At 68.1% G+C, this 23,033-nt stretch carries 18 protein-coding genes and 2 pseudogenes; 10 read left to right on the top strand and 10 right to left on the bottom strand.

Annotated features, from left to right (window positions below; translation table 11 throughout):
• The first annotated feature begins 162 nt into the window (after positions 1-162).
• Both AMK27_RS37200 and AMK27_RS44610 read left to right on the top strand, forming a co-directional pair.
• Positions 163-579 carry a hypothetical protein gene (locus AMK27_RS37200; protein ID WP_073918263.1) on the top strand — a complete coding sequence of 139 codons (417 nt, stop codon included), beginning with the start codon at positions 163-165 and terminating at the stop codon, positions 577-579.
• Between the two features lie 87 nt (positions 580-666).
• A pseudogene (locus AMK27_RS44610) lies at positions 667-1,284 on the top strand (TniB family NTP-binding protein); the annotation flags it as partial.
• Positions 1,285-1,897: 613 nt separating this feature from the next.
• On the opposite strand, the gene AMK27_RS37185 reads toward AMK27_RS44610, so the two are convergent.
• From AMK27_RS37185 to AMK27_RS37160, 6 genes are all read right to left on the bottom strand, one after another.
• Positions 1,898-3,763, bottom strand: a complete 1,866-nt coding sequence (locus AMK27_RS37185; protein WP_143204924.1) for a hypothetical protein — start codon at positions 3,761-3,763, stop codon at positions 1,898-1,900.
• A 1,328-nt stretch (positions 3,764-5,091) separates the two neighbouring features.
• Positions 5,092-6,204 carry an ATP-grasp peptide maturase system methyltransferase gene (gene tgmC / locus AMK27_RS37180; RefSeq protein ID WP_073918257.1) on the bottom strand — a complete coding sequence of 371 codons (1,113 nt, stop codon included), beginning with the start codon at positions 6,202-6,204 and terminating at the stop codon, positions 5,092-5,094.
• Positions 6,201-7,148, bottom strand: a complete 948-nt coding sequence (tgmB, locus tag AMK27_RS37175; RefSeq protein ID WP_107425765.1) for an ATP-grasp ribosomal peptide maturase — start codon at positions 7,146-7,148, stop codon at positions 6,201-6,203. Before tgmB ends, tgmC begins: the two co-directional genes overlap by 4 nt.
• Complete coding sequence (gene tgmA, locus AMK27_RS37170) at positions 7,145-7,438, bottom strand: putative ATP-grasp-modified RiPP (protein ID WP_073918252.1); 294 nt, start codon at positions 7,436-7,438, stop codon at positions 7,145-7,147. The genes tgmB and tgmA overlap by 4 nt, the downstream gene beginning before the upstream one ends.
• Before the next feature lie 604 nt (positions 7,439-8,042).
• Positions 8,043-8,462 (bottom strand): hypothetical protein, encoded by a 420-nt coding sequence (locus AMK27_RS37165; RefSeq protein ID WP_073918249.1) that lies wholly within the window; start codon positions 8,460-8,462, stop codon positions 8,043-8,045.
• Positions 8,459-8,860: a hypothetical protein gene (locus AMK27_RS37160; protein ID WP_073918247.1), complete on the bottom strand. Its 402-nt coding sequence runs from the start codon at positions 8,858-8,860 to the stop codon at positions 8,459-8,461. The genes AMK27_RS37165 and AMK27_RS37160 overlap by 4 nt, the downstream gene beginning before the upstream one ends.
• Before the next feature lie 161 nt (positions 8,861-9,021).
• Here AMK27_RS37160 and AMK27_RS37155 point away from each other — a divergent pair, with 161 nt between their 5' ends.
• The 3 genes and pseudogenes from AMK27_RS37155 to AMK27_RS37145 all read left to right on the top strand — a co-directional run bounded on the left by AMK27_RS37155 (position 9,022) and on the right by AMK27_RS37145 (position 11,706).
• Entirely contained in the window at positions 9,022-10,290 is a 1,269-nt protein-coding gene (locus AMK27_RS37155) for a hypothetical protein (protein ID WP_073918244.1), read from the top strand.
• Complete coding sequence (locus AMK27_RS37150) at positions 10,287-10,808, top strand: GNAT family N-acetyltransferase (protein ID WP_073918242.1); 522 nt, start codon at positions 10,287-10,289, stop codon at positions 10,806-10,808. Before AMK27_RS37155 ends, AMK27_RS37150 begins: the two co-directional genes overlap by 4 nt.
• A gap of 218 nt (positions 10,809-11,026) precedes the next feature.
• Positions 11,027-11,706: pseudogene (locus AMK27_RS37145) on the top strand (HNH endonuclease family protein).
• A 277-nt stretch (positions 11,707-11,983) separates the two neighbouring features.
• On the opposite strand, the gene AMK27_RS42505 reads toward AMK27_RS37145, so the two are convergent.
• Together AMK27_RS42505 and AMK27_RS37135 are read right to left on the bottom strand one after the other, a co-directional pair.
• Positions 11,984-12,211: an enolase C-terminal domain-like protein gene (locus AMK27_RS42505; RefSeq protein WP_338014366.1), complete on the bottom strand. Its 228-nt coding sequence runs from the start codon at positions 12,209-12,211 to the stop codon at positions 11,984-11,986.
• 154 nt (positions 12,212-12,365) lie between these two features.
• Positions 12,366-12,836 carry a hypothetical protein gene (locus AMK27_RS37135; protein WP_073918236.1) on the bottom strand — a complete coding sequence of 157 codons (471 nt, stop codon included), beginning with the start codon at positions 12,834-12,836 and terminating at the stop codon, positions 12,366-12,368.
• A gap of 382 nt (positions 12,837-13,218) precedes the next feature.
• Here AMK27_RS37135 and AMK27_RS37130 point away from each other — a divergent pair, with 382 nt between their 5' ends.
• The 4 genes from AMK27_RS37130 to AMK27_RS37115 all read left to right on the top strand — a co-directional run bounded on the left by AMK27_RS37130 (position 13,219) and on the right by AMK27_RS37115 (position 18,563).
• Positions 13,219-14,895 carry a serine/threonine-protein kinase gene (locus tag AMK27_RS37130; RefSeq protein WP_073918233.1) on the top strand — a complete coding sequence of 559 codons (1,677 nt, stop codon included), beginning with the start codon at positions 13,219-13,221 and terminating at the stop codon, positions 14,893-14,895.
• Positions 14,892-15,503: a hypothetical protein gene (locus AMK27_RS37125; RefSeq protein ID WP_073918230.1), complete on the top strand. Its 612-nt coding sequence runs from the start codon at positions 14,892-14,894 to the stop codon at positions 15,501-15,503. The genes AMK27_RS37130 and AMK27_RS37125 overlap by 4 nt, the downstream gene beginning before the upstream one ends.
• Positions 15,504-16,000: 497 nt before the next feature.
• Complete coding sequence (locus AMK27_RS37120) at positions 16,001-17,776, top strand: TIGR03767 family metallophosphoesterase (protein ID WP_107425764.1); 1,776 nt, start codon at positions 16,001-16,003, stop codon at positions 17,774-17,776.
• Between the two features lie 100 nt (positions 17,777-17,876).
• Positions 17,877-18,563: a FadR/GntR family transcriptional regulator gene (locus tag AMK27_RS37115; RefSeq protein WP_073918225.1), complete on the top strand. Its 687-nt coding sequence runs from the start codon at positions 17,877-17,879 to the stop codon at positions 18,561-18,563.
• Positions 18,564-18,756: 193 nt separating this feature from the next.
• Here the strand turns inward: AMK27_RS37115 and AMK27_RS37110 are convergent, their stop codons facing one another.
• Positions 18,757-20,082 (bottom strand): DUF7927 domain-containing protein, encoded by a 1,326-nt coding sequence (locus AMK27_RS37110; RefSeq protein WP_073918223.1) that lies wholly within the window; start codon positions 20,080-20,082, stop codon positions 18,757-18,759.
• A gap of 1,607 nt (positions 20,083-21,689) precedes the next feature.
• On the opposite strand from AMK27_RS37110, the gene AMK27_RS43145 reads away from it, so the two are divergent.
• On the top strand, positions 21,690-21,830 hold the full coding sequence (locus tag AMK27_RS43145; RefSeq protein WP_198956004.1) for a hypothetical protein: 141 nt from the start codon (positions 21,690-21,692) through the stop codon (positions 21,828-21,830).
• A 396-nt stretch (positions 21,831-22,226) separates the two neighbouring features.
• On the opposite strand, the gene AMK27_RS37105 is transcribed toward AMK27_RS43145, so the two are convergent.
• On the bottom strand, positions 22,227-22,994 hold the full coding sequence (locus AMK27_RS37105) for an AraC family transcriptional regulator (protein WP_073918221.1): 768 nt from the start codon (positions 22,992-22,994) through the stop codon (positions 22,227-22,229).
• Positions 22,995-23,033: the final 39 nt, after the last annotated feature.

Raw genomic sequence — 23,033 nt, 5'->3', positions numbered from 1 at the left:
CCCCCGGAAACATGCCGCCTGGCAACGCGAGATCAACCGCATCAACCCACGCCTCGCCTCCCGGCCACCCCTGCCCCCGCTCCTGCAGCACCAGCTACAGGCCCGCCACGAAGAGATCACCGCATTCCTGAAACGGAACCACACCACCCCACCGGAGAACGCGTGACCCGCCCCGCCGCCATCCCCACCCAAACCCATGCCCGTCGAGCCCTGGACCAGTACCTCAACGACTGCCACACAGGCGGCAAACGCCCCAGCGTCCTCGCCCTCGCCACCAGACTCGGCCTCAGCAACACCACCTTCCGCCGCCACTTCCCCCAACTCGCCAACGAAATCGCAGCCCGCCGCCACCATCCGTCCCCGACAGCGGGCCTTATGGCACGGCCGAGTCCCTACGACATCCTCATCGCCAGAAATGCCAAACTCCGCCGGATCAACCGGACCCTGGCCGACAACCTCCACTACGCAGCAGCCCACATCCAACGCCTCGCCCAGGACAACGCTCGCCTTCGTGAGGCTTTGGAGACCAGCCACAAAATCACCCGCATCGACAACCCCCAACGCGGCCGACAGCACTGACCCTCCCTTCCCCCCCCACCCCACCAACCCGCCGTGGTTCCTCCAGCCTTGAAAGGTCAACGGTCAACCCACAACCACCACCACAACATCGCCGTCGACGTCGCCACCCGTGCCATCCTGGCCGCCGTGCTGTGCCCGTCCAGCACCCAGGCCGTCAACGCCGCGCTGCTCCTGGCGGAGATGGCCGTCCCCCATCCGGCCCGGCCCACCTGGCCCGACGCCCTCTACTTCGCCCACAGCTCGCTACTCCCCCACCAGCGGCTGCTCACCCTCGACGAACGCCTCCAAGGAGCCGCTGCGCGCCCAGCCGTCATCCCGGAAACGCTCATCACCGACCGCGGCAGCATCTGCCTGTCGAAGTCGTTCGCCGCCGCGTGCAAGCCCCTCGGCATGAGTGTCGACCTCGGCATCCCGATCACTGCCCGGATGACGCAAACCCAGATCACCGAGAGCGTCTGCCACACCTACAACCAGCTCGATGTCCGCCTCGTCCTCATCGACGAAATCCACCGCGTCAACCCCCGCACCACCACCGGCGCCGAAACCGCCGACCTCATCAAAGACCTCACCGAACGCATCCAAGCGACCTTCGTGTATGCCGGCATCGACGTCACGAATACCCCCACTTCTCCGGCGTCCGCGGCGCGCAGCTCGCAGGCAGGGCCTCACTCATCGAGTGGGGCCCTTGCCCGCACGACTCGGTAACAAACGTCCCCTTCACCGACACCATCACCGACCTCGAAAACGCCATCAACCTTGAACGACACCAGCCCGGAGCCCTCGCCTGCCACACCACCTACCTCTACCAACGCACCGCCAGCCGCATAGGAAGCCTCACCCGACTCATCCGCCAAGCCGCCATCACCGCCATCCACGACGGCACCGAACGCATCACCAAGCAAACGCTGGAATCGATCCGTCTCGACCACCACGCCGAAACCACACACCAGCCCAAAACCCGCACCCCGAACCGCCGAAAACCCCACTGAGCTGCACAGACAGCTGAAATCACGAAATGGCGCCTCGGCCCTTTAGATCCCGACACCGCCTACAACACCCAGACAATCTCCCAACCAACCCGCAACAACCCCAAGCCAAACCGCCTTTGACACCACAAAACCGCTCTCACACAAATCTGCAATACCCCAGCTCAACAACCCACCCACACCCCGACCCCCCACCCCCTCAGCGACAAAGCCTCACTGTCTGGTCATCATAAACGTCGCGAGCCCCGGACGACTGGTCCGGGGCTCGCGGGCTGGAGTCAGGAGCCGACCGCTACCGATCGAACTCAAACTCTAGAATCTAGGATCGAGCGCTACTGGCTGCTGCCCATCTGGCAGATGAAGGACTTCTTGAAGACGCCCTGCCCTGCTTCGGCGGTCGGCACAGGAGCGTTGTCACTGCCACCTGGAGCGCACCGAATATTGTTAGAGTGACCGTTGCTGAAAATCGGGCCGTACTGCGACTGATTATTGCTCTGGCCCTGCCAGTTGTCGCTCCACCATCCGCTCCTGCTACTGTGCCCGACGCCGTATGTGGTCATATTATTGACCTTGTTCTTCACGCTGTCGAAGTCTGCACCCGGGTCAGCATGGGCGTACCAGATGACGTGGAAGGGCTGTCGGTCATACGGATCCGGGTGGTGGGCGTACGCGGCGTCGTTGGCCAGGCCCATGATGGACCACATGCTGTTGTCCAGGACTGGCCCGCCCACCTGATTGGGGTTGAACCAGTTGACCCAGCCGATCGGAGCAGTGTTTCCGGTCTCGGGGTCCTCGAGCATGACCCCCATGTTGGCAGGGCCGGGCTCGCACTTGTCCAAATTGTCGTGCGTGAGCGCGCAGGCGATGTGCCGGCCGCGCCTGTCGCCGTACTTGGTCCTGAGTGCGGCCTTGAAGTCGCCCCACTGGCGCTTGGTCTCTGCGACCGCGGCATCGACAGCAGTCTGGAAGTTGGTCTTCGATGCCCCTGCAGGCTTCATCTGGCCGCGTGCACTACGGGCGTAGCCGGTCCACGTGCTGGGCGGCAGAGCGATCTCGCCGTGGTCCTTGCTCAGATCAGAAACCTTGATCCGACTGTCGCACCCGTTGTTGGCGGTGCTAGGCGCGCACCCGAGAGTGAGGTTGCTGGGGATGGTCGGGGTCGAGGTGCTGACCATGTCCAGGAGAGAGCTGGGCGCAGTCAGCCCCAGGCCCGGAGGGTTAGTCGCGGTGTAGGGCGCCTCTGCCGAATCCGTGTAGTTGCTGCGCAGGTAGAAGTCCTGGATGCTCTGCAGCTCTACACCGAACGGCCGCAGTGTCCTGCACCGGGCGTCAACATCCCTGACGTCAAAGCAGTTTCCCGCCGTCTCGTTGACGTCATACATCACGTTTACGAGCGAGCCCGCCTGAGTGACAGCACCGGTGAAGTTTGCCCTCATGTTGCTGATGCAGCTTCGAATCCGGGCATCTGCTTCAGCACGAGTACGCGCGTAGCCGGGCTGGTCGAGGTAGTCGGCGTCGGCGCAAGCTGCCGACAGAGCCTGATCGGAGTCGCCTACGGCACCCTTGTCGCCTGCGTCACCCGCGAGGACTCTCATCGCCTTGGGCTCGAAACAGTTGTTTTCCTCGTTCGCATCGCCCTCCGCACACTGCAACGCGCGACGCGTGATCCGCTCCCGCTCGTTGGTCACCGGCGGGCCTGTCAGCGATCCGTCGGCGATCTTCGCCTTGAGGACATCGGCATAATGGTGCCAATAGGCCTCGATCACACCACTCTCAATGGAAGCCTGGGTCTGCGGATGCCAGTCACCCCACCCATGCACCTTCATGGAGAGGTTCCACATGCTGTCCTGGTGGAAGCTGAACCGGATGAAGCGGCCTTCGCCTTCGAAGTGCCCCGGCCTGGTATCGAACTTGAAGTTCGTCGCATTCCGCTCGGCGACATACGTCGGATTGGAAAGGCCGAGGTTGATGAGGTCGCACGTTGTGCCAACCGGAGGCATGGCCTGACTGTTATTGTCAGTCACGCCGCACTGCTCATCGAACGGGAATGTCGGAATCCACCACCATGCCGCACCGTCCATCACCATCTCGGGCGTCATGAGCGGGGCCGTCCCCAGCGGGAACTCATAGTTGTAGGCATACTCGCCGGACGGGTCGTCGGCCTGAGCCGCCTGAATCGGACTGGCCAGCAGCGCCAACGAAGACGCCACCGCTAGAACAGCCAGACGCCGTGTAGCGCGTCTCATACTGCGAAGTTTCACTGTTCATTCTTTCACTGGAAGTACTTACCGTCGAATTTTCGTGAAGTGATCGTTCGCACCCCCTCCTGCGGCATCCGGGAATTCTGATCTCGGATAAAAGATCAAACCCAAGATCCGCGCCCGCTCAGACAACCTGCACGGTTGTCTGCCCACTGTCATTCAAGTGGCCTGGTCGGCCAGTAGTGACTCTGCCAGCCGCACACCGCGACACAGCAGAGGAATGGCTACTCAAAGCACCAACCAACTACTGCAGTTGAACCAGAGAAGTCGCGCCATGATCCCGACATCAATCATCTGTGGCCTGGGCGGTCCCAGAGACAGGAGCCCTGTGCAGGGCCGCGACCGTCGCCGGGCCAGCCCCCAGAATGGCAAACCATTCAGCTTCGGCAACGGCATGTCTCACTCGGCCCTGATCCTTGCAGTACTCGCAGAGACTGACGGACCGCACGGCCCGTCCGCTGGCCTCGCCTGGCGCAGCCACCAACAACCCGAGCCACCGCAGTAGGGACTTGAAACCGCACAGACGCCCCAGACCGAATACTGCCGCCGAACACACCGCCCCCGCCCCAGAGGGAGGCGGCTCTGGCGCAACGCCTGGGGACCGGAATGCCCCGCTGGTGACCTCTGCGCACACTGTCGTGGGCGAGCCGGCCTACCTGCGCCGGACGGGTGCGGCAGGACCGTCCGCGGCCGCAGGCAGACTGCACCATCGACGACTGCGGCTGCTCTTGGGCTACGCGCCTGCAGCATTGCGCACGTACGTTCGAACTCGGTGGATGGATGACCGGTTTGCTGCCCCCCCCCGGGGTAGAGGCCCAGCCCCCGTTTCCCAGCACCCGCAGCTCAACGAACGCGGGCCATCCCCACGACACCGACGCAAGCCCACCACTGCGCTGCGAGCAGTCTCAGAGCTCGAGATATACAACCTGCGCCCTCCGCTGGTCGATCTCGGAATCGACCAGTTCCAGCCCGGAACCATCCCCGCAGGTGCGGGGACCAGAATAGGGCGCTGCAGGGCGCCGGGGCAGGCGTCGTCGCCGTAGCCGGCTCGAGCCAGGCGAACAAGCTCTCGTGCACGTGGTTGCGGTCTTGGGCGAGAGGGGAACCGTCGCGGTCGTCACCGTTCCTCCGGTTCATTGCGGGATTGACGTAGCGGCCAACCCTTTTCAACTCACGAACGTCAACGGCCGCATTCTGTTGCACTCCTCATGCCAGAAGAGCCTGTCCATCGCTGTGAGGTGGATGGACAGGCCCTTGTGGAGGGTTCACCAGGCGAGCGTCTGCCCGTGGCTGGTGACTGTGAGGGTGGCCTTGTCGAGGGCGGGCCTCCCGGTAATGTGCCAGCGGCCGAGGTGTTCCTCCACGGTGTCCCAGAGGGGGTCCGGGCCGTCCTGGCGGGCGATCCACTGGCCGGCTTCCTCGTAGACGGCGGCCCACGAGCCGGTGAGGAGGTCGAGAAGGACGTGCTCGGTGCGGCCGTCTCGGGTGAGCGTGAGCCGCTGCGTGTTCGGGACTGCGAACTGGGTGATGAAGCGGGCGGTCCAGGCGTCCAGGGCGTCCGCCCCGATGTCGGCCACTCGTTCCGTGCCCGCTCCCAGGTCGGGAAGGAGGCCGAGCGGCGGGGGCGACTGCGGGCGGGCGAGCATGAAACTCACCTGCCCGCCGAGGAGCGGGCCGGAGGCCGTGCCGTCCTCGTGGACGGTCAGGCGGGCAAGTTCCGAGGCGTGGAGCCAGCCTCCGATCGTGGCGAGGATCAGGCCGCCGGGCCGGGTCTGCTCGATCCAGGCCGCAGGCACGGTCTTGATGCCGCAGGTGGCGATGATCCGGTCGTACGGCGCACCCTCGGGGTGGCCTTGGAGTCCGTCTCCGGTCACCAGGGTCGGGCGGATGCCCTGCTCCCATAGGGCGGCTCCCGCTCGGCTGGCGATGTCGCTGTCGCACTCGACGGAGGTGACGAGGTCGTCGCCGAGGCGGGTGGCGAGGATGGCCGTGGAGTAGCCGGTGCCGGTGCCGATCTCCAGGACGCGCATGCCGGGTTCGACCTGGAGGTCCTCGAGCATGCGCAGGACGAGCGACGGCAGGGTGCTGGAGCTGGTCGGCTCCCGCAGGATCTGGCCGTGGACGTCCTGGGGGAGGATCGTGCCCGCGATCTGTGTCACGAGGGACTCGTCGCGGTAGCAGGACTCGAGCCATCCCGGGTCGTTTGGCAGTACCGGCTCCCAGGCCGCGCCGCCGGCGTTGCGGAAGAACCCGCCGCGCAGGAACTCGTGCCGGGCCACCTGGCCAGCGGCGGCTTTCCACGCATCGGTGCGCAGGACGCCAGCGGCCGTGAGCTCGTTCAGGAGCTGCGCGCGAAGGGATCGAGCCTGGTCGGTCACGGCTTCCTCTCCAAGAGGTCGGCCAGCGCTGCGCACATGGGCAGGCCGGTCTCGGTCTCCAGCCAGTACCACTGACCGGACGGGTTGCACTCCAGGAACCACCATCCCCCGTCTTCGCCAACGCAGAAGTCGAAAGCGCCGAAGACGAGCCCGAAGTGGTCCATGTACCGGCGCAGCGCCCGGCGGATCCCGGACGGGGTCTCCACGACGGTGTAGGTGAGCCGGCTGTAGTCAGTGCGCCAGTCCAGGAGGCCGCAGTCGATGCGGACGCTGAACACGTGCTCGCCTATGACCGTGACGCGGACGTCGGCCGTCTTGGGTACGCGCCGCTGGAACAGGTGCGCGGTCCCGGACACGGAGTCGTCGATGTCGCCGGCAGCGACCTCGGCGACCTTGACGACGTTGCAGATGCCGTCGACCAGATAGACGGGGTTGTAGAACGGCTTGTAGATGACCGAGTCGTGCCGCTTCACGAAGGCCCGTGCCGCATCGGCGTCGGAGGTGATGAGCGTGGGCGGGACGAGGAACCCGGCGTCGACGGCGGCCGCGAGTCCGGAGGGCTTGAACTCGGCGTCGCCGATCCTGTGGGGGTGGTTCACGTAGAGGCACCCGGGCAGGGACGCCAGGACCCCGCCCAAGCCATAGCGGGCCTGGGTGAGAGCGAAGCGCGCGTCCTGAGCATCCAGATGCGGGAAGGCGAATCCGCTGGGGCGGCGGTAGTAGAAGGAGCGCACGCGCGCGAGGTCGGCAGCGCGGGAGGGGGTGCGGAGCTGTCCCCGGATCCCGTGCTCGGTGATCTCGGCCTCCACCGACAGTGATGCGGGGAAGTCCCCGGAGTCGAGCCGCACGACCGGGACGCCCCGGTCGTGCAGCTCGCTGATCACCACGTCGGCAGTGGGGTCGTTCAGGCTGGTGACGACCAACACCGGACGTGTGTCAGTCACTGGTCGTTGTCACTCCCCGAGTCCGAGTCCTGGGTGCTGCCGTTGCCGTCCGGGCTGGTACCCGTCGAGGGCTGGGTGCCGGTCGAGGTGCCGTGGGCGGGCATCTCCATCACGGCGCCGTGCTGGTCGAAGAAAACGGCGGTCTGGGTGGCCGGGTCGAGCCGGACGGAGCTGTGCTCGGGCGCCATGGTCGGGTAGGGCGCCATGCGGCTCACGCCCCACGGGGCCGGGGTGGTGAGGCCCTGCGGGACGGGCGAGCTGGTCGGAAGACGATCCGAGTGGGCGTACATGCTTCTCCTTGATCGAAGGTCACGTGCATGGGGTGGTGCGGCCCAGTGCCGGGACTCCTGCTTGTGAGGGGGGACTGCATGAGTGCGAGGTCGCCCCGGCACCCGGGGGCTCTGAGGGGAAGGGGTGGCCTGAGCCAGGGGGCTCTGGACGATGCCGCTCTACCGATCTACCGATCTACGGGGAGGTCTCCCTGAAGGCGACCACGGTGACTTGCCGCAGTTCGCGGACGAGTTGGCGGGCGATGACGAACGGCTGGTCCGGTAAGTCGAACGAGACCAGGGCGTCGGGGTCAACAGGGTGGTTCCGGCCAGGTCCGGGGTAAAGAGTGCCGCGGACGCCGATAATTTCCGCCTCACGGACACGCAGCTCAACGTGACCGTCGAGCAGCCCTCACGCATGGGCGGGATAGCCGTGCCCACCATTCCCAGGACGGGTCCTCGGCGCCATCAAGAAGCGGCAGCACCCACAGCATTCCGCGCTCGTCGCGCGCCGCCGGCTCGGTGCAGTTGTTCACGCAAGAGGAGTGGGCGGTGCCCGCCGCCGACGGGCGGGCCCCAAACTGCGCACTGACCCCGTGCGGGCGGGGGCCAGTGCGCAGCGGTTTCAGTGGCCGACCACGGGCATGGCGGCGAGGGTGCGGTCGAGCGCGGCATGGAGGGCGTCGACGAGCCGCGCTCGGGAGTGTGCCGCCCTCAGCGGCTGCCGGCCGTGAACCGGCGGGACGCTCAGGCGTCTGACAGCCTCCCCGGCGGCAATGTGTGCCAAGGTCCTGACCGCCACTACGGAGGCCTGTCCGTTTCGCGGCAAGGCCGCAGCCTTCGCCTGCAGTTCGCGAACGAGGAGGTTCGCGTAGCCGGTGAGCTGAAAGGTCGCCTGCTCAATGTCGGCCTGTATCGGGAGGTCATCGTCGCCCTGTCGCCAGCTGAGCACCACTGCGGCCAGCTGCTCGTTTCGCTCGCGGTCGAGTGGGATGTCGGTGTCCCACCGTCCGGCGGGGTCGTGGACGGTGCTGCCGTACGTCACCGGGCGGCTCCCGCCAGGAAGGCGTCGAGCATCGGCTCGACGGTGGCGACGGAGACTCCGTGCCGGTGCAGGAAGCGCTGCTCGGCGAGCCATTCATCCAAGGTGAAGCCGATGTGCCCGAAGGCGGGGACGACCACCAGATGGATCCGGCGCTGCTCGGCAAGGCTCCTCACCCGTTCCCATCCCGGACGGGTTCTCGGTGTCTGGGTCAGCAGGCAGTCGTCGGAGACCGTGCCGTCCGCGGCGGTCTTCCATCCGTGGCCGGTGGCGACAGCGGCCGCCGCCGCGAGCATCCCCCGCACGACGTCGGGGTCGGGGTCGCAGGCGTACAGGGCGACCGCGGTCGTGGCGGCGTCGAGGCGCACGAGGCCGGTCGGGGTGAGGGGGATGTCATGCATGGATTCGCCTCCCGAGGCGGTGTGTCGGCGTCTCGTTCCAGACAACCGCGCCTGGGTGGGGAAGGTGCATATCGAAGTTGCTTTCCTTGCCTGCGAGTTGCGTAGCGAATTGACTGTTCTTTGACCCTCGCGGCGGGGCTTGCACCCTCTACCGTGAGGGGATGCCCCGCGTACGGAATGAGGCGTTCGTCGCCTGGATGGCGAAGAACGGCTGGACGGCCCTCGAACTCGCAACAGCCTTGAACACCGTCATCCGCGACGTCACCCAGAAGACCTCCCCGCGAGGCGGGCTGTCCGAGGTGACGGTGCGTAAGTGGCGCTCGGGCGAGACAACGTGGCCCCAGGGCAAGGCCCGGATGGCACTGGAGCAGGTCAGCGGGCACTCGGCAGCGGACTTAGGGTTCGTGCCGCCCGACCGCCGCAAGCACCGTGCCGCCCCGGAGGACCCGTTGCGCCGCCGTACCTTCCTCAGCACCGCCTCCGCAGCGGCCGCCGCACTGTCCGGGGCCGCGCCGTCCGTCGGCGGCAGCGACGTCCTGCGGCTTCGGCAGCAGCTCGACACGGTCAACGCCCTCGACGACCAGCGTGGTGGCCACGACCGGGTCGAGAAGGCCGCGCTCGCCGGCGCCCAGGAGGCCGTCGGTCTCCAGGCGCGGGCCGCCACCCAGCGGACCCGGCAGCGGCTGTTCGCACTCGCCGCCGACTTCACCGCGACGGCCGCCTGGTCGTGTGTGGACGCCCACGAGCGGGCCCGGGCGCGACAGCACCTCGACCGTGCTCTGTACCTCGCCGGTCTCGCGCAGGACGCGGCCCTGACCCTGCGCGTGTGGAACTCGGTGTCGATGCTCGCCCACCAGCAAGGTGACCACGCCGAGGCTCTAGCCGCCGGCCAGGCCGCGAAGGCGAGCACCGTCACCCGGCGCGATCCGCTGTACGCGAGCCTCGCGCACGCCCGTACCGCCATCGCCCACGCGCACCTGAACGAGGGCCGTCAGGCGCTGCACGCGCTCGACCTCGCCGAAGCCTCGCTCGCCAAGGCGGACCTGGACCGGCCCCGGCCCAGCTGGATCGCCTTCTACGGGGCAGCGGAGCTCTTCGCGCTCACCGCGATCGTCCGCGACCGCCTCGGCGACGCCGTCTCCTCCGAGGCCGCGTCCTTCCAGGCCCTGGCCGTGCTGCCGGACACCTTCCGCCGCAACCGCGCCCTCGCCACCGTCCGGCTGTCGCTCGCCCAGCTCCACCAGGGCGACATCGAGCAGGCCACCGCCACCACCGAGAAGGTCTTCGACGAGATGCGCGGCGCCCCTCTCCCGGGCCGCATGCGCTCCCTCATCGGCGACTTCCACCGCGACCTGATCACCCTCGCGCCCGGCTCGGCCACCGCACTGGACTGGGCAGACCGCTACCGCACCGAATGGAGCCGCCCATGACCCCCGCCTACGCCCTCCGCCGCTACGGACACACTCAGGCGGCCGAGATCCGGCAGACACTCCTCGACGTCCACGCGGAGGCCTTCGCCGCCGAGATGGACGACCCCTTCCACGACCAGGACCGGTTCGCCTGGTTCGTCGACCACTGGAGCGGCCTGCCCGGCTTCGACTGCGTCATCGCCTACGACGGCGACGAGCCCGCCGGCTACGCCTACGGCGCCCCGGCCGTCCACGAGCGGGAATGGTGGCGCGAGTACCTCTCCCCCGCCCCCGCCACCGACGACACGTTCAACCTGTCGGAGCTGATGGTCCGCCCGAAGTGGCGCGCCACAGGCCTCTCCGAGCAGCTGCACGCCGAGCTCGTCGGCCGGCGCCCCGAACCGCTGGCCGCCCTCCTCGTCGACGTCACCCATCCCCGAGTCCAAGCCCTCTATGAGAGCTGGGGCTACCGCAAGATCGGCGAACGCCAGCCCTTCGCCGACTCCCCGGTGTACGCCGTGATGCTCCGCGGCCTCTGATCCACAGGCAGTGAGCTGCCCGCCCGGTGCAACGTGCGACGGCTTCCCGGGCGGGCTCCGTCTCATCGTCCGTCAGTACGGCCCCGGGCGCCCGCTGAGGGACCGGTGGGCGCGGTCCTGTGCGGGATCGATTCGGCAGTGAACGTGCTCCCCCACACGGCTGACGGAGACTCTCATCACGCAGCGGAACAGGGTGCTGGACCGATATCCCTGTGTTCGTGATCAAGAACCTGATTCGTGGCGCTGCCGCTCTTTCTCTTGCCCTGACCCCGGTCGCTCTCCCTTCGGCGGCCACAGCCGCCCCGGCCACCCCTGCGGGCGCTCGGGTGTTGAACCTGGCCGATGCCGTCGGGCAGGTCCCCCTTGCCGACGAGTCTCGCGCGGGCTACCAGCGTGAGAGCTTCAAGCACTGGAACCGCGGCCTGGACCTGGCAGACGGCTGCAACACCCGCAACGAGGTCCTCCTGGCCGAGGCCGTCGAGGTACCGACGGTGGCGGCCGGCTGCAAGCTGTCGGCGGGCTGTGGAAGTCGTATTACGACGGTCAGGAGGTCAACGACCCCGCCAAACTCGACATCGACCACATGGTCCCGCTCGCCGAGGCCTGGGATTCCGGGGCCAGCGCCTGGACCGCGGCACGGCGGGAGGCCTACGCCAACGACCAGGACGCCGCTACGTCTCTCGTCGCGGTCACCGCACGGTCGAACCGGTCCAAGAGCGACCAGGACCCGGCCGAGTGGATGCCGCCCCTCCCCGACGCGCACTGCCGCTACGTCTCCGAGTGGGTCGCCACGAAGCTCCGCTGGGGCCTCACCGCCGACCAGAACGAGGCCGACGCGCTGAAGGTGTACGCCGAGGCCTGCGAGACCACCGTCGTCCACTACACCCCCGCCCTCTAGCCACCCCGGCCAGGAACGCATGGCGCCCCCACACCGGGGATCACTCGACGCGGGGGCGCACAGAGAGCGGGTCAACGACCAGCCGGCCCGACCTCCCCATCGATCGGCTTCGAGTGACGCCCCGGGGCTTCTCCTCCGTACGCGGTCCCCGAGTCGAGAGGCCAGCGGGCCAACCGTCGGCGCCGCGGCAGCCAGGGCGGCCGGCCCACAGGGTCGAGCAGGGGGCCGGTGGCGGCGGGGACGGTGCGGCCGCGTACGGGCAGGGCGCGGGGCGTGTTCAGCATGGTGCGCTCCTCGGGGCGGCGCCCAGGCCGGGGGCGGTGGGCAAGGTGAGGTGTCCGCAGTCGGGTTCGACGGGGTGGGCGTGGAGGTGTTGGCGGCCGGGTTCCCACTGCTGCCGGTACTCGACGGCCAGGACGCGGTCGGGTCGGGCGGCGGCCAGGTGAAGGCCGGGCATCAGGGAGCGGCCGTGCGGGAAGACCGGGGTGGCGGTGCGGGCGAGGATCGAAGGCGAAGCTGCGGGTCATTCGACACACCGATCTTCACGATCGGCATGCCAAGGGTCCCCATTACGTAGATCGAGTCGGTGACTGTTCACCATCTAGAAGCTCTTGGGGAATGGTGGCGTACGGCACTGACAGCCGTACGCCACTGCGTGGTCAGAAGGGGGCCGGGACGGAGCTCGGGCGGCAGTCCACGCACAGCGTCTCGGCGGTCTCAGCCGCGAACGGACGCCCGCAGTCGTCGCACTCGGGCCGGAGGCCGGCGGAGTGGTCTACGACGACCCGCTCCCGCTGCGCCGGGAGGACCGGAGGCTCGTCCGGAACGCCCGGGTGGTCCTGTGGCGCCGCGCGGTCCGCGAGCCGATCCTGCGCGCGGGTCGCGCACGCGGCACAGGGCTGATCCGTGTGGACGTCGACCCGATCGTCGCAGGCGAGGTTCCCGCACTCGGCGGTGTCCTTCAGCATCGCCGTCAGCGGCCCGTACGGCGGCCGCGGCACCCGGCCCGCATCCCGCTCAGCCTTCCAGGCCGGGAGGAGTTGCTCGGCCCAGTACGTGTCCCACCGCCTCCCGACGCGGAAGGCGACCAGCTGCTGCGGAGACCGCTCCCGGTACGACCTACCCGCCACGGCGGCGGGGCACAACGGTGATCGCGGACGGCACATCCCTCGGCACTAGCTGCTGCACCGGCGGAGCGCTCAGCACGCCGCATTCATGAAGTGCCGGACCGGCCATCTGCCCGGTCGCCTGACCTGCATCGCAGACGCTTCGACGCCGGGTCCGCGCCGACGGCATGGACCCCATCTCAATTCGTCGCTCCGGTCACTTGAGTAGGTCCTGCTCACCCACGATTGCCACGCGCACGAGAACATCTAGGGCGCCTGGCTCGAAAAGAGGCACGCGAGAACCGCACCAGCGGTGTCGATCGAGGACGAGACAGATGGATCAGGCCGACTCTGGCAAGAGTCCGTCCCTGACGAGGGAGACGGCCACTGTGCCGGGGTATGGGGAATGATGGCCTGGACGGTGCCGGGGTACACGGAATCCCGGGAACTGGGCGCGGGGGCCAGCGGTCGCGTCGTGCTGGCCAGGCACGACGCGACCGGGATGTCGGTGGCCGTGAAGTACCTGAGTGAACAGCTCCGCGCGGACGAGGTGTTCGTGCATGGTTTCCGCTCCGAGGCAAGGCTGCTCGGCGCCCTGAACACCCCGTACGTCGTGGAACTCTATGAGTACGTGGAGGCCCCCCAGGGCGCGGCCATCGTCATGGAGTTGGTCGACGGCATCGCCCTGCGCGCCCTCCTGGCCCGGGAGGGCTCCACCGGGCCTGAAGCCGCTCTCGTCGTCCTCAAGGGGTCCCTCCTCGGTCTCGCCGCCGCCCACCGGGCAGGCGTCGTGCACCGCGACTACAAGCCCGAAAACGTCCTCGTCGCCGCCGACGGCTCCTCCAAGCTCGTCGACTTCGGGATCGCCACCGGGCACGACAGCAGGCCGGGCGTAGCCGGTACTCCCGCCTACATGGCCCCCGAGCAGTGGAGTGGTGCTCCCGCCACACCCGCCGCCGACGTCTACGCGGCGACCGCGACGTTCTTCGAGTGCCTGACCGGACGCAAGCCGTTCGCCGGGGACAACTTCGCCGAACTGGCCCTCCAGCATCTCAAGGCTCCCGTGCCCGACGAGCAGGCACCGGAGTCTCTGCGCCCGCTCATCAGGCGCGGCCTCGCCAAGACCCCGCACGCGCGGCCGGAGAACGCTGCCGCATTCGTCAGCGAACTCGAATCGGTCGCCACCGCCGCCTACGGCTCGGACTGGGAGGAACGGGGACGCGGCCGCCTCGCCGCCCTGGCCGCACTCCTCCCCTTGCTCTTCCCCTCTTCCGGCGGAATAGCTCAGGGCACCACAGCCTTCGCCACGACCGCCCTGGTCCAGCCGCAGGCGCCGCGCCCCCGCCGGCTCCCCTTCGGAGTGTCCGCAGGTGCGGGCGCGCTCGTCCTCGCGACCCTGTTCGCCGTCGCAGCGCAGGTGGGTACCGAGGGAACAGAGGGGGACCGGCCCACCGCCCGGGCGTCCGCCGTCACCAACACCGGGCCGAGCACCACGCCCTCTGACCCGAGCACCGATCCCACTCCGGAACCGACCACGACCACGGCCTCACCGTCACTCTCGGCTTCGGCCGAGACGCCCGCGACCACCAAGGCCCCCGCGACCATCCCGTCCGTGGCTCCCGACGGGTCCGCGTCGGACGACGCAGCCACGACACCCGGCACTGGCCCCTCGGCCACCTCTCCGACGGCCACCACCCCGCCCGCGACACGGTCGACCAGAGCTTCGCCCACGCCGACAACGACCCTGACGACGCAGCCCGTCTCCGTGCGGGCGGTCTCCGTCACGAGCCTGCGCCAGACCGGTTCGCGCACCGGCGAGGCCACCGTGCGGATCACAACCGACGGCACGGGCCCGATCACTCTTCTCACCTCCTGGTCCACCAGCGACCAGAGCGGTGCGCCAGGCGCACCGGACGGCTCCCAGACCATCCGGCGTCAGGGAGCCACCGAGTACACCCTCACCGTCACCCACGCCTTCCGCGGCGGAGACTGCTACTGGGGCGTGAACGCGACCACGGACCCTCCCGCAGCGAGCGGCGGTTCCTTCCAACAGGTCTTCATCCGGCGATGTGAGATCGCATGAACGACGACGACTACTGCGCGACCGAACTCGGCAGCCACTGGTTCGAGCACCCAGCCCCGGACATCGAGCCCGACCGTGTCGAGGGCGACGTCCTCCGCTTCGGCCCGGGAGTGACCTCGGTCGTCGCCCGGCGCGCCGAGAACACCCCCACCGCAGCCCTGATCTGGCATGGCGCGCTGCCCGGAGGACCGCCTCCGGCGTCGCAGCCCCGTCGCCGGCGGCGGCCGCTCCGATACGTGCCCGCGGCTCTGATCCTCTGTGCCGTCCTACTCTTCCTCGCGTGGTGGAACTTCGGTCCCCAGGTAGCGGTGCGGTCCGTCGCCGTCACCACTCCCGGCCAGGCACTCGACTGCAACGGCACGGCGAACGTCGTCGGCGTCGTCCGCGCCAACGGCAGGCCTGGCACCTTCACGTACCACTGGGAACGCAGCGACGGCACCCGCTCCGGCACTCTGCGCGAGACGCTGTCCCGAGGCCAGGAGGAGGCGAGCCTCCACCTCCTGTGGACCTTCCACGGAACCGGGTCCCACCGGGCCACGGCACGCCTCGTCGTCACCTCGCCCACCTCGCACACGGCTGAGGGGACCTTCGCCTATCACTGCACCTGACTCGTGGCGGGAAAGGCTCAGCCGACACAGCCTCGAACAGCACCTCACGCCGGACGTGCAAGCGCAACGAATCGAAACAGAGACCGTGCGAGACGACGGGCAGAATGCGGTTCGGGCCCAGTTGCTCAGAGTGGTATCGACGTATCGGTCCTCAGGCGCCGCTAGCGAACCGGTCAGCGCGGGCGCCGGGCCATGTTGCGGGCGAGTTCCGGTGAGGGCCGCCTTCAGGTCAACGGTTCGCCGCTGCCTCGTGAGGGCCGAGACGCGGCGCCGACGTGGTTTCACCTTCTCGCACAGGCGGCTGGCGGCTTTCCGGGCTCCTCGTGTTCGCGTCCTCCTGCTGACCGTCGTGTGCAGAGCACGCTCAACGGGCCCCACGCCCCGTCGAACGACGACCCGTGTCCGCCTTCCTCCGCCTTCCTCCTCCTCATGCTCAGGACCCAGAAGTCTCAGGTGCGGAGGTCTCTTGACGGCGCCAGCAGACAGTAGTTCTCTGGATGAGCCACTCATCCAGTTCGAAGGGCGAGGCACACATGGCTATTTCGCGTCGGAGATTGTTGGAAGTCGCCGCGTTAGGCGCGGCAGCGGGTGCCCTGGGCGTACCTCAGCCGGCGTTCGCTGAGCAGAGCGCTTCGTCGGGCACGACGCTGACGCGGACATTGCTTCCCGGCCCAGAGGGCGTGGGTGGCTACCGGGCCGTGCTCGTAGGTGCGGGTGAGCCGCACGTGGTGCGCGGGGAGCTCGGCGGAACTGTCGCGTCGTCCGGGGTGGGGCGCCCTCTGCTGGCCTTCTCTCAGTTGACGGACCTGCATGTGGCAGATGCCCAGTCGCCGGCGCGCGTGGAGTTCCTCGACCGGTACGCCGACCCTGGTTCGTCGTCCTGGGGCGCCGCACTGGCAGCATCACATCGTCCGCAGGAGATGCTGTCCACGCATGTGGTCGACGCGATGGCCCGAGCCGTCGCACGGGTCGGCGCCGGGCCCGCGACCGGACTCCCGGTCACGTTCGCGGTGGTGACCGGTGACAGTGTAGACAACGCGCAGTTCAACGAGATGCGCTGGTACATCGACCTACTGGACGGCGGCGTCATCCGACCCGACTCCGGCAGCTCCAGTCGTTGGGAGGGGGTTGCCGACCTGGAGCGGTTCGATGTCGCTTACTGGCACCCCGACCCCGCTGCCTCACCGGACCGGCCGAAGAGGTTGTGGGGCTTTCCCCAGATTCCGGGGCTGCTGGAACAGGCACGTCGACCTTTTACCGCGGCTGGGATCGGGATGCCCTGGTACGCCGTCTATGGCAACCACGACTGCCTCGTTCAGGGCAACGTGCCCACGGGGTGGCTGCTGAACGAGATCGCCACAGGTTCGGTGAAGCCGGTCGGATGGCCCGCGGACCTGGAAGAAACGGCCCGAACGGCCGCCTCCCTGGACCTCGGCAAGGCACTGGAGACAGCTCTTACCGGCCCGCTGAGGACCGTCACCCCGGATCCGGCACGGCGCCTGCTGAGCAAGGCGGAGATGATCGAGGAGCACTTCGCCACTACGGGAGGGCCGGTGGGTCATGGATTCACCGCCGCCAACCGCACGGACGGGACCGCCTACTACGCGTTCGACAATGGGCCGGTCCGCTGCCTCGTGCTGGACACGGTCAACGACAACGGCGGCGCGGACGGCTCGATCGACGCCGAACAGTACCGGTGGTTGCAGACGGAACTCCGACGCGGCAGCCGGCAGTACCTCACCCCCGCCGGAGACCTGGTCGGCCACAACGTCACCGACCGGCTCTTCGTGGTCTTCTCCCACCACACGCTGGACACCATGGGTAACACGTCCAGCCCCTGGGACTGGTGGTCCCCACGGAAGGACGGAGACGCCGTACGGGCACTGCTGCTGCAGCACCCCAATGTCATCGCACTGGTCAACGGACACACTCATAGGAACAGGATCCTGCCGCACTCCCGACCCTCCACGTGGCCCCAGCTCGGAGGATTCTGGGAGGTCACCACCGCAGCCCATATCGACTGGCCCCAGCAGAGCCGGATCATCGAGGTCTCGGCCACACCGGACACCGTCTCGATCTTCACCACCATCCTCGACACCGACGCACCCACACAGATCAGTACTCCCACCACCCCCATGGGCCTGGCGTCGAAAGCCCGCGAACTGGCACTCAACGACTGGCAGAAGAGAACCGGTCTCGGCAGTTCTGGATCCTGCGGTCAGAGAACCGATCGCAACACCCGTCTCCTCCTTCCGGCCCCGTTCGCCTTGTGACGGGTTGCTCGGATGCGGAGCGGTGTCGGCCTCTTGACTTCCCGCAATCGCAACGAATGCTTGGATGATCCAGTGTCCTGTCCATCGTGGGAGGTGAGTCGTGGAGGCGCTGCCCCGCGAAACCATTGTCGATGTCCTAGAAGGTCGTCTACGCAAGGACATCCTCGCTGGTCGCCACGCCATAGGAAGTCTTCTGCCTTCCGAACGGCAGCTGGCGCAGGGGTACGGAGTCACCCGGACGACGCTCAAGCATGCCTTCAGCCGACTCGTCCAGGCAGGACTGCTGGAGACCCATCACGGTATCGGCACTCGTGTGCGCGACTTTGCCCGTACGGGAGGCGCTGATCTGTTGCCCATGCTCGTGCGCCACAACCCTGACTGGATCGGGGAGATCTTCGAAGTCCGTCGCAGCGTCGGTGCGTTGATTGCCGAGCGTGCTGCCAGCCAAGTTACTGACACGCAACGCAGCGAATTGTTCCGTCTCCTGGAGGCCGTGCGAATGGCCGATCCGGGAGACGGTGTCCAGCTCGCCGACATCGAGGTGCACCGCGCCCTGGCCCGCGCGACCGGCAATCGCGTCTACGTCTTGCTCACCAACACCCTCTTCAACGCCTACTTCCCGGTACGGGCCGCTCTGGTAGGTCCGTTCACGGATCCTGGTGTGGCCCACGGTCGGCTGAAGCCGGTCGTTGATGCCGTGGCCGCAGGTGACCGAGACGCCGCGAAGAGCACCGCCGAGGCATATCTGCGCATGACGGAGCAGGTCATGATGGAGGGTCTCTCCTGAGGTCGACCACTGCGGAGTGGGTTGGGCCGGTGCCGTCCAGGTCGAGCCGGTCTCGCCGAGCAGACGAGGGCCAGGTGATATCCGTGAGACGGGGCAAGGCCGCTTCCCTGGCGGGTGGGGGGAGCGGCCCTGGTGATCTCGGTACGTGAAGCGGGGCGCCGTCAGCCTGGTGACGGGTCCCGGTGGTGATGCGTCAGTGGGTGATAGTGGGCTTCATCCACTTGCCCTTGCTGTCGCTCTTACTGTCACCGTAGCCGTTGGTGTCGCCGTAGCCGCCGTGGCCGGGCTTGTCGCACTTCTTGTCGACCTTGATGGTGGTGGTGCAGCCGCGGGAGGTGGCGCAGGTGCCGCCCGGGGCCGTCGGCACGGCGACGTTGGTCAACAGGCGGTCGCCGTTGTCGGGGGTGTTGACCTTCGCCTTGTAGGTGACGGTCGCGGTGGCGCCGGGGGCGAGGGTGCCGGTCCAGTTCAGGGTGCTGTCGGTGACGGTGGCGGTGCCGGAGGTGGAGGTCACCGAGCCCGCGACGAGGGTGGCGTCGTCCAGGACGTCGCTGAGGTCGTCGGAGAAGTTGCCGCTGGCGGCTGTGGTGCCGGTGTTCTTGACGGTGACGGTGTAGGTGATGGTGTCACCCTCATGCGCCCTGCCCGCCGGAGTCGCCTTCTTGGCGATCGTGTAGGCGGGAGCGACGCAGGTGCCGGCGTCCTGGGTGGATGTGGCGCCGTAGAAGCCGCTGCCGGTTGCCTTGATGGTCGTGATCGGCAGGGGCGCGGTCGACGCGGTGATGGGTAGGCTGTTGATCTGGTTGATGTCTCCGTTGGAGGCGAAGGCGTACACCTGGCTGGCGGACTTGGCGGCGCCGAAGGTCTGCGGGACCGTGCCGATCTGGATGACGGTGTTGTCGGGGCGGATCCGGAAGACGGGAGAGGGGCTGGTGGTGTCCGGGGCGCCGAAGGCGAGGATGTCGCCGTCGTCCAGGGTGATGAAGTCGCCGGCCGACACGATGTCCGCCGGGAAGGAGGCGGGGAACAGCGTGGAGAGGCCGGTGGCGGGGTCGAGCAGGAAGATCTGGCTGGTGGCGAAGGAGCCGACGATCAGCATGCCGTCCGCGCGGGCGGTCAGGCCGTTGATGGCGGCCACCTCGGCGAGCGGCCCCGTGATCGGAATGCTCGCGGTCTCCGCCCCGGTGACCGGGTTGATCGTGTAGAGCGTGGCCGCGTCGGGGAAGTTTATGCCGTAGAGGGTGGAGCCGTTCGGGCTGAACGCGATGTCGCCGTACTCGCGGAGCAGCGGGGCGGTGCTGATCGTGTTGCCCGCGTTGTCGTACTGGATCAGGGTCGGAGTGGCTCCGCCGGTGTTGGCCCACAGGGGCGTGGGCGGGCATACCGCGCGCGGCTCGGAGGCGGCCGGAGCCGCGCTCCCGCTGGCCTGTGCGAGTCCTGAACCCGTGGCGGCCAGGATGAGGCCGATCGCCGCGCTCGTCAGCACCCGTCCGAGGACAGGGCGGCGGTAGTTCACCATGGAATCTCCTTGCTTGTCGCGGCTCTCCAGGAGCACGGATCGCGTCTCTTGCTGCCGGCTGCCTGAAGTCGGCAGCCGCTGGCCAGGCCGCTTGCCCCGGTCCAGACCCGAGTCACGATGCCCGCGCCCCTTCCGAGCTGCCATCGCAGGAAAAGGCGATCAGTCCTTCCGGACTATTGACGCCACCCATACGGCACGCGCTTCCCTAATGAGGAGCGCTCCCCGGTGAGAGGACGAACCGTCTCGGTCCGAGGCCGTCTTTGCCTCTGGTCTGCCTTCGATGACAGGCCCGTCGACTTCAAGATCGTGGTGCTTACCGGGCACCTGCGGGATCCCCCTGGCCTTCACGGACCTGTCCTGTCCCCCGCCCGCGCGGACAGCCAGCACCGGGACTATGGGCCCTGACCCGATACCAGCAGCGCCCTCGTGATGAACTACAACCGCTCTTCTGTGGACGTGCCGCACGCGCCCGCAGGGCGTGAGGCCACCTGGTCGAGAGCGCCGGTCCAAGGCGGGCCTTGCGGCCGCCGCATTCCGGGGCGTGGGACGCGGCAGTGTCTTTCCCGTTCACGCTGCTGGATGATGCCGTTGCAGGAGTCAGGGCGTGATCTCGGTGGGCGGCTGGGAGCGCTTCTCGGCGTGTTGCCGGTGTCGGGAGGCCAGGAGTGCCACGACGGTTGCCGGTTCGGTTCCAGTGACGACGGCGATCTTGTCGATGCTCAGAGTCTCAATGGATCCAGCGACTACACGGCACACTTGAGTCAATATGATGTAAATGTCCTCTTCTCATGACTGGGCTCTGCGCTGGGTTCTGTGTGCGCGGGGTGTGCCGCTGGGCGGGGTCGTTGCGGGATTTCTGGTGGATCTTGCGACCGATCCTCGTGGGGTGTTCCCCGCTTCGGCGGTGACCTTTCCGCTGACGTCGGCCGCCCAGGCCCTGAAAGTCCCGTCGACCGTCATGGAAGCGTCACTGCATCGGCTATCTAGAGCAGGCCTCATCGACTTCTGCGTGCAGCACTCCTCAGACGGACCGTATGTGAGTGTGACGCTCCTGCTGCCGCCCTCGCACGGCACTCAGCCACACGAGGGGGTCCCCGAGAAGCGGTGCGACGCGCCCTGAACGCGAATGCACCGTGACCTCGTGGGCGGGTACGACGGAGGTTGGCGGCCCCAACGGCGCCGCTCCTGGCATGCGTCTGCAGCCTTCACCTGTGCACGACCTATCAGCACGGGCGACGGCAACCTGCGCCTATGCGCCTGCCGTACTTCAGCGGCCTTTCGGCACGAGCCCCGCAGGAACCCAGCGGGAGGACTCCCCATCTTCGGGGCCGGCCGCTGGCCACTCCACGACGTCGGGGTCGGCGAAGGTCCACGTCCTCTGCTTGGTTCACCCCGGCGGCCTGAGGAAGACTCTGATGTCGGGCGCGCAGTGCGCGACACCGATGGCGAAGCCGTCGTGGTGCACCTGTCGCCCTCCGACCAGCCGAGTGCACTCGAACGGCCTACACGCGGTGTCTTACGCGTGCGCCGTTGCCCCGTTCGGACCATCGTAGGCTGAAGCCCCTACCACCACGTTCCCCCCGATCTCTGATCCACCGGGAGGCGTCATGGTCGTGATTGCTCTGCTCCTGCCGGCACTGCTCGTGCTCATGCTGTTCGGGCTGGAGGCCTTGGAGAACGTCCTCTTTCCCCAGCAGGCAGAACCCCAAGCCGGCACAAGAACTCAGAGCGAACACATGGGCGCGTGAAGACCGCGCCAGGTGAGCCGTCGGGCATGCGTCATGTCGTGAGCGGAGCCGGTATGAATTCACCAGCGCGGAAGAGCCGTCGAGCCACCGGGCCTCCAAGAGCGACCACGCCTCGCGGGCTCGTACGGCGGGCCTGTGTGCCCGAACCAATCACCGTGGTCTTCGACGGTCCGCTCCCCCGGCGCGGCGCGTTTGGCGCGTGCAGCGCGCGCGGCCCGCAGACGGCCGACTGATAGGCCTCGGAGCCGGGTGGCGGACGCGATCGACGCAAGCCCTTGTTGGAGCCTGGGACTGTCCCCGCATAGCTGCCTCTCTCCTCCGCTTCGACAGCGAACTCGACCGCTTCTGCCGGGTCAGCAACGTCGTCCAGCGAGTCTCGGAGATCGAGCACCCTGTCTATCGGTCAGCCCGGTAGGCGCTCGGCGGGCGGCCCAGCAGAGTGCGGAATGCAGTGGTGAACGCCGCCGGGCTGTCGTATCCGAGGCCGGCCGCAATGCGGGTGACCGGCGCGCCGGCGGCCAGGTGCCGCATGGAGTGCACGATGCAGGCCCGTTGCCGCCACTGGGCGAAGTTCAGCCCGGTAGAGCTGCGGAACCGCCGGCCCAGGGTGCGTTCGCTGACCCCGAGGGCGGTGGCCCAGCGGGCGGGCGGATCGTGGACGTCGGGATGGCGCAGGAACGCGTCGCACAGTCGCCAAAGTGCCGGGTCGGCAGGCAAGGGAATGTCCAGGGGCAGCGGTGCCAGGTCGGACAGTTCGTGCAGGAGCAGGCCAACCAAGGCCGCGTCGCGACCGTGCTCCGGATAGCGCGGCTTCATGTCGACCACTGCCAGGAGCAGTTCGCGCAACAGCGCGGAGACCTCGACAACCTCGCAGCGGGTGGGAAACCAAGGCACGGCAGCGGGTTCGATGTAGAGGCTGCGCGTGCTGACCCCGGGCATGGAAACCTGGTGCCGGGTCCCGGCAGGGATCAGCACCCCGCGATCAGGGGGCACCGTCCAGGTGCCCTCCGCCGTTGCCAACTCCATGACGCCGGTAGCGGCGTACAGCACCTGGGCCCGGCGGTGCTCGTGGTACGGCAGCAGATGGCCAGGCGGGTAGTCGGTGCCGATGGCCAGGACGGCACGGTCGAAGTCGTCGATCTCGTCGATGCGGACGTTGCGCACACTGCCAGGCTAGGGCTCGGTTGTCTGATCTGCAAAGGT

The organism is Streptomyces sp. CB02009, assembly GCF_001905825.1.
Taxonomy (GTDB): domain Bacteria; phylum Actinomycetota; class Actinomycetes; order Streptomycetales; family Streptomycetaceae; genus Streptomyces.
The sequence above is the reverse complement of the archived record's forward strand: the minus strand, read 5'-3'. Positions and strand labels throughout refer to the sequence as shown.

Coding starts and splice junctions, on each gene's coding strand:
- AMK27_RS37125 (WP_073918230.1), top strand. CDS start 14,892: ATGAACGACGACGACTACTGCGCGACCGAACTCGGCAGCCACTGGTTC.
- AMK27_RS37160 (WP_073918247.1), bottom strand. CDS start 8,860: ATGCATGACATCCCCCTCACCCCGACCGGCCTCGTGCGCCTCGACGCC.
- AMK27_RS43145 (WP_198956004.1), top strand. CDS start 21,690: ATGGTCGTGATTGCTCTGCTCCTGCCGGCACTGCTCGTGCTCATGCTG.
- AMK27_RS37150 (WP_073918242.1), top strand. CDS start 10,287: ATGACCCCCGCCTACGCCCTCCGCCGCTACGGACACACTCAGGCGGCC.
- tgmA (WP_073918252.1), bottom strand. CDS start 7,438: ATGTACGCCCACTCGGATCGTCTTCCGACCAGCTCGCCCGTCCCGCAG.
- AMK27_RS37155 (WP_073918244.1), top strand. CDS start 9,022: ATGCCCCGCGTACGGAATGAGGCGTTCGTCGCCTGGATGGCGAAGAAC.
- AMK27_RS37130 (WP_073918233.1), top strand. CDS start 13,219: ATGATGGCCTGGACGGTGCCGGGGTACACGGAATCCCGGGAACTGGGC.
- AMK27_RS37120 (WP_107425764.1), top strand. CDS start 16,001: ATGAGCCACTCATCCAGTTCGAAGGGCGAGGCACACATGGCTATTTCG.
- AMK27_RS37110 (WP_073918223.1), bottom strand. CDS start 20,082: ATGGTGAACTACCGCCGCCCTGTCCTCGGACGGGTGCTGACGAGCGCG.